This is a genomic window from Microvirga sp. P5_D2, from assembly GCF_054049475.1.
In genome coordinates, this window is record NZ_JBFUMH010000243.1 from 1 (window position 1) to 5,439 (window position 5,439).

Annotated in this window: 6 protein-coding genes; all 6 read right to left on the reverse strand. The window is 59.7% G+C overall.

The annotated features are described in order from the left end of the window. The coding region (locus ACXJKO_RS29385) for an urease accessory protein UreD (protein WP_457094565.1) at window positions 1-592 on the reverse strand (592 nt) is incomplete at its 3' end. Window positions 593-707: 115 nt separating this feature from the next. Beyond that, window positions 708-1,403 (reverse strand): urea ABC transporter ATP-binding subunit UrtE, encoded by a 696-nt coding sequence (urtE, locus tag ACXJKO_RS29390; protein ID WP_457094566.1) that lies wholly within the window; start codon window positions 1,401-1,403, stop codon window positions 708-710. Between the two features lie 2 nt (window positions 1,404-1,405). After that, on the reverse strand, window positions 1,406-2,158 hold the full coding sequence (gene urtD / locus ACXJKO_RS29395) for an urea ABC transporter ATP-binding protein UrtD (protein WP_457094567.1): 753 nt from the start codon (window positions 2,156-2,158) through the stop codon (window positions 1,406-1,408). Window positions 2,159-2,161: 3 nt separating this feature from the next. Continuing rightward, entirely contained in the window at window positions 2,162-3,298 is a 1,137-nt protein-coding gene (urtC, locus tag ACXJKO_RS29400; protein ID WP_457094568.1) for an urea ABC transporter permease subunit UrtC, read from the reverse strand. After that, window positions 3,295-4,881: an urea ABC transporter permease subunit UrtB gene (urtB, locus tag ACXJKO_RS29405; RefSeq protein WP_457094569.1), complete on the reverse strand. Its 1,587-nt coding sequence runs from the start codon at window positions 4,879-4,881 to the stop codon at window positions 3,295-3,297. Before urtB ends, urtC begins: the two co-directional genes overlap by 4 nt. Window positions 4,882-4,945: 64 nt before the next feature. Further along, window positions 4,946-5,439 (reverse strand): transporter substrate-binding protein (locus ACXJKO_RS29410; protein WP_457094570.1); only part of this gene is annotated, 494 nt, incomplete at its 5' end.

Here is a 5,439-nt window from a genome sequence, read left to right on the forward strand (position 1 = left end):
CGCTTGCGGCAGTCTCGCACCTGTCGCTGGAGGCCAGTATCTCACGCACGGATTCAAGCCGCGCCTCAGCATCCGGCGCTAAATGGATCAATGTGGCAATTGCGCGAGCACCTTTCCCTACGCTGGGCTTTTGCAGGAGATCCGCGATGGGTCCGGCAAGACGAAGCGTATCGGCATAGACGAGACGTCCACCCCGGCGAATGCGCCATCGATCCTCGAAAAGCCCGCTCTCGATCCGCTCATTGCGCGCTTCACGCCCAAACACAACCGCCTCGAAAAGCGTGAGGCGCGCATCCACAGCCATCTCAGCGTCGAGCCGACGCAGGAGGCGCGCTTCATTGAAGAGGAGGGTTTCCTGCGGCAGCCAGTCGAGCCGCCCCCCGGCCTGGACCGAGAGCTTGACCGCGAGTTCCGCGACGGGACCATCAGACCTGTAGACCTTTTCCGCAGCAGGTGTTGCAACCGTGATCGCAGAGCCATGCCGTGCATCGATCTCGACCGCGAAATGATCACCGCACGCAATGCCGCCAGCCGTGTTGACGAGAACGGCATCGATCCCCGCGCCTTCGCCTTTCGGAAGGCGTATGCGCATGGAACCACTCTCTTCAATCTTCATAGGACGCGTGCTCCCACCCAGTCCCATAGCGCTGAACGCGACACGGCCGACTGCCCGCTGACGTTGGAGAGACACAGGCTGGGAGGCTCCGTCAAATGGCAAGGCGTTGACGTACATCGTCCCCCTCAAGCGCCGAGCGATCGCCGTGCTGAATGATCTCTCCACGTTCCATCACCACGAACCGGTCGGCCAGTTCGCGGGCAAAATCGAAATACTGCTCGACCAGCAGGATGGCCATGTCCTTGCGCTCGCGTAAATAGGCAATTGCCCGGCCGATATCCTTGATGATCGACGGCTGAATTCCCTCCGTCGGCTCATCCAGCACGAGGAGTCGCGGGCGTGTGACGAGCGCACGCCCGATGGCCAGTTGCTGCTGCTGACCACCGGAGAGATCGCCGCCTCGTCGGCCGAGCATGGATTTCAGCACCGGAAAAAGTTCGAACACCTCATCAGGAATGTTTTTCTCACCACGCTTGAGCGGCGCGAAGCCGGTCTCCAGATTCTCGCGTACTGTGAGCAATGGAAAGATCTCCCGGCCCTGTGGCACATAGGCGATGCCAAGGGCCGCGCGCTCGAAGGGCTTCAGCCGAACAATGTCCTGACCATCGAAACGGATCGCACCTCCCGAGACGGGCCTGTGCCCGGCAATCGCGCGAAGAAGCGATGTCTTGCCCACGCCATTGCGTCCAAGCACACATGTGACCTCGCCGAGATCTGCCTCCACGGAGACACCGCGCAGCGCCTGTGCGGCGCCGTAGTAGAGTGAAAGATTTTCAACGGCTAACATCGTCATCGGCCCAGATAAACCTCAACCACGCGCTCGTTCGCGCTGACCGCATCAAGCGAACCTTCGGCAAGCACGGAGCCCTCGTGAAGGCATGTGACCTTCACATCGAGGTCGCGGACGAATGTCATATCGTGCTCCACAACCACGACAGCCCTCGTCCTGGCGATGTCGCGCAGAAGTTCGGCGGTATCCGCCGTTTCCTGGTCGGTCATGCCGGCCGCCGGCTCGTCGATGAGGAGAAGCTTCGGCTCCTGAGCCAGAAGCATGCCGATCTCCAGCCACTGCTTCTGTCCGTGTGACAATTCTCCCGCCTTGCGATGACGATGAGCCGTCAGGCGAACGCGCTCCAGCAATGCATCGATACGCTCGCACTCCTGGGCCGTCCGCCGTGAGAATAATGTCGCGAACGGCTTCCGGTTGTCCTTGATGGCCAACAATAGATTGTCTTCCACGCTGTGCATATCGAACACGGTCGGCGTCTGAAATTTCCGGCCGATCCCGAGCTCGGCAATCGCAGCCTCGTCGAGCGCGGTCAGATCATGTGATCCTTCGAACAAAGCAACGCCCTCATTGGGGCGTGTCTTGCCGGTAATCACATCCATCATTGTTGTCTTGCCGGCACCATTCGGCCCGATGATGGCGCGCATCTCGGCATGATCGATTGCCAGCGACAAGGCGTTCAGAGCACGGAAACCGTCGAAAGAGACCGTGACATTGTCGAGATAGAGGAGAGTGGGCGTGACAGGGGCGCTCATGTTCTACTCCGCTGCCTGCGTAACAGCTTCGGGTGTTTGCATAGGCTTGGATCTTTGCCGCACCTTCTCCCACAGGCTCTGCCCAGCCCCGAGCAAGCCGCGCGGCATGAACAAGGTCACAAAGACGAAAAGGCCGCCCAGTGCGAAGAGCCAGAATTCCGGCAGCGCACCCGTAAACCAGGTCTTGCCTGCATTGACCACGATGGCGCCGAGAATGGCGCCCGCGAGCGTTCCACGACCGCCGACGGCCACCCAGATCACGAGTTCAATGGAATTGGCCGGCGCAAACTCACTTGGATTGATGATACCCACTTGCGGGACATAGAGCGCACCTGCAACGCCCGCCAACATGGCCGACAGGGTGAAAACCGCCAGTTTGTAATGCTCGACTTTATAGCCGAGAAATCGTGTGCGGCTCTCGGCATCGCGCACGGCAACCAGCACCTTGCCGAATTTCGAGCTGACCACCCAGCGGCAGAGAAGATAGCCGAGGCTTAAGGCAATGACCGAAAGAACAAAAAGAACGATGCGGGTCGAGGCAGCTTGGAGCGGAAAGCCGAGAATGTCCTTGAAATCCGTCAGGCCGTTATTGCCGCCAAAGCCCATATCATTGCGGAAGAATGCGAGCATGAGCGCGAAGGTCATCGCCTGGGTGATGATCGATAGATAGACGCCTGTGACGCGAGACCGGAAAGCGAACCAGCCGAAGACGAAGGCGAGCAGGCCCGGAACAGCCAGCACCATGATGGCGGCGAATGGGAGCCAATCGAAGCCATGCCAGAACCACGGGAGTTCGTTCCAATTCAGGAACACCATGAAGTCGGGCAGGACAGGATGAGAGTATACGCCGCGCGGGCCGATCTGACGCATGATGTACATGCCCATGGCATATCCGCCGAGCGCGAAGAATGCGCCGTGTCCTAAGGAAAGGATGCCGCAAAAACCCCAAATCAGATCGACGGAGAGGGCCAGCAGGGCAAAGCAGATATATTTGCCCAGCAATGGCACCATGTGATCCGGCACATGGAACAGAGAGCTTGGCGGTACGATGCCGTTGAGGATGGGCACAAGAATGGCTGCCGCTCCGAGGAGCGTGAGAACAATAATGCTCTGTCGATCAAGCACGGATTTCGTATTCATGCTTCAACCGCCCTGCCCTTCAGCGCGAACAGGCCGCGCGGACGCCGTTGTATGAAAAGGATGATTGCGACGAGCAGAGCTATCTTGCCCAGCACGGCTCCGGCATAGGGCTCAAGCAGCTTGTTCGCGATACCGAGCGTCATCGCGCCGACAAGCGTACCCCAGAGATTGCCGACGCCGCCGAACACAACCACCATGAAGCTGTCGATGATATAGCCTTGGCCGAGGTTAGGGCTGACATTGTCGATTTGCGAGAGTGCAACGCCGGCAATGCCGGCAACGCCCGATCCGAGGCCGAACGCCAAGGCATCGATGCGATTGGTGCGGATCCCCATGGAGCCTGCCATGCGCCGGTTCTGCGTGACAGCACGTACGTAAAGTCCGAGCGCGGTGAACCGCATCACGAGCAGCAGGATGGCGAATACCGTGAAAGCGAACACGACTATCGCAATGCGATTGTATGTCAGGCTCATGCCCCCAAGTTCGAGCGCCCCGCTCATCCAGGCCGGTGTTCCGACTTCGCGGTTGGTGGGGCCGAAGATGGTGCGTACGGCTTGTTGCAGGATCAGCGATAGCCCCCAGGTGGCCAGGAGGGTTTCCAAAGGGCGGCCATAGAGGAAACGGATGACGGTGCGCTCGATAAGGATGCCGATGGAGCCTGCGATCAGAAAGGCGAGCGGAACCGCGATGAACAGTGATGCCCCGAACAGTTCCGGAGCGCTGGTGCGGATGATCTCCTGCACCACGAACGTCGTGTAGGCGCCGATCATGACCATCTCGCCATGGGCCATGTTGATGACACCCATGGTGCCGAAGGTGATCGCGAGACCAATGGCAGCAAGAAGCAGAACGGAGCCTAAGGAAACGCCATACCAGACATTCTGAAATCCATTCCAGAAGGCGAGCTGTGCTCGAATGCCCTCCGCAGCATCGCTTGCAGCCTTAGTCACTGCGTCCGGCGTCCCTGCCGGCAGACTTGATAGGATGGCAAGCGCATCCTGATTGCCTTGAGCGCGTAAGATTTCAACCGCCGCAAGCTWATCTGTCGCAGAGGCGTCGGACTTGGTGAGGATGATGGCAGCGCGGGCACTCTCCAGGGCATCGCGAACATTCACGTCGCTTTCCCGAGCGATGGCTGTCTCAAGAGTAGGCAGAGCCGCCTCATCCCGTGAGCGAAAGACGGCTCGCGCGGCATTCATCCGGGTTCCGGCGTCAGCGCTCAGCAGGGTCAGACTGCCGAGTGCGGCCTCAATGGCACGGCGGACACGGTTGTTGACGCGAACGGCTTTCAGATTGTCGGCGGAAGCTGCCTGGCCGGTTGCGGCATCGATGACGTTGCCCGACCCATCCTTGATATAGGCCTTGCCGGCGCCGAACATGAGACGGCCATCACGCAAAGCCTCGACCAGGGGCAATGCCGATGCATGCCCGCTCGTGGCGACTGCGGAGAGCCCCGCATCGGTATCGGAATAGCTGTCCGTGGCGAACTTGGGCAATGAATCTTCGTATGGGCCGGCGATTGCGCCGGGTGCCATGACGATCAGCAGGAGAAAGGCCTGCAGGAGATTGCGCAAGCTGCTCATGAAAGACACTTTTGACGGAGAGAGGGTGAGAGCGGCCGGCTGGCCGCCCCCGTTGCGTTCAGCTTCACGCGCCGCACTTTTTGGTGACGGTGTTGTAGTTGCCGCACTTGAGTGTCTTCCAATCGGCGATCAGGTCCTTCGAGCCATCCAGGAACTTCGACCATGCATCGCCGGGCACAAGAGCGTCGGTTTGCGAGACGGTTTCGAACTGGCCGTCTTCCTTGATCTCGCCGATGAGAACCGGCTTCGTGATGTGGTGGTTCGGCAGCATTTCCGAAACGCCGCCCGTCAGGTTGGGAACCTGCACACCGATGATCGCATCGATCACCTTGTCCGGATCGGTCGTGCCGGCCTTCTCGACGGCCTTCACCCACATATTGAAACCGATCACGTGAGCTTCCATCGGGTCGTTGGTGACGCGCTTGTCGTTCTTCGTGAATGCCTTCCATTTCTCGATGAACGCTTTGTTCTCGGGATTGTCGATGGACTGGAAGTAATTCCAGGCCGCGAGATGGCCCACGAGCGGCTTCGTGTCGATACCCGCGAGCTCCTCTTCAC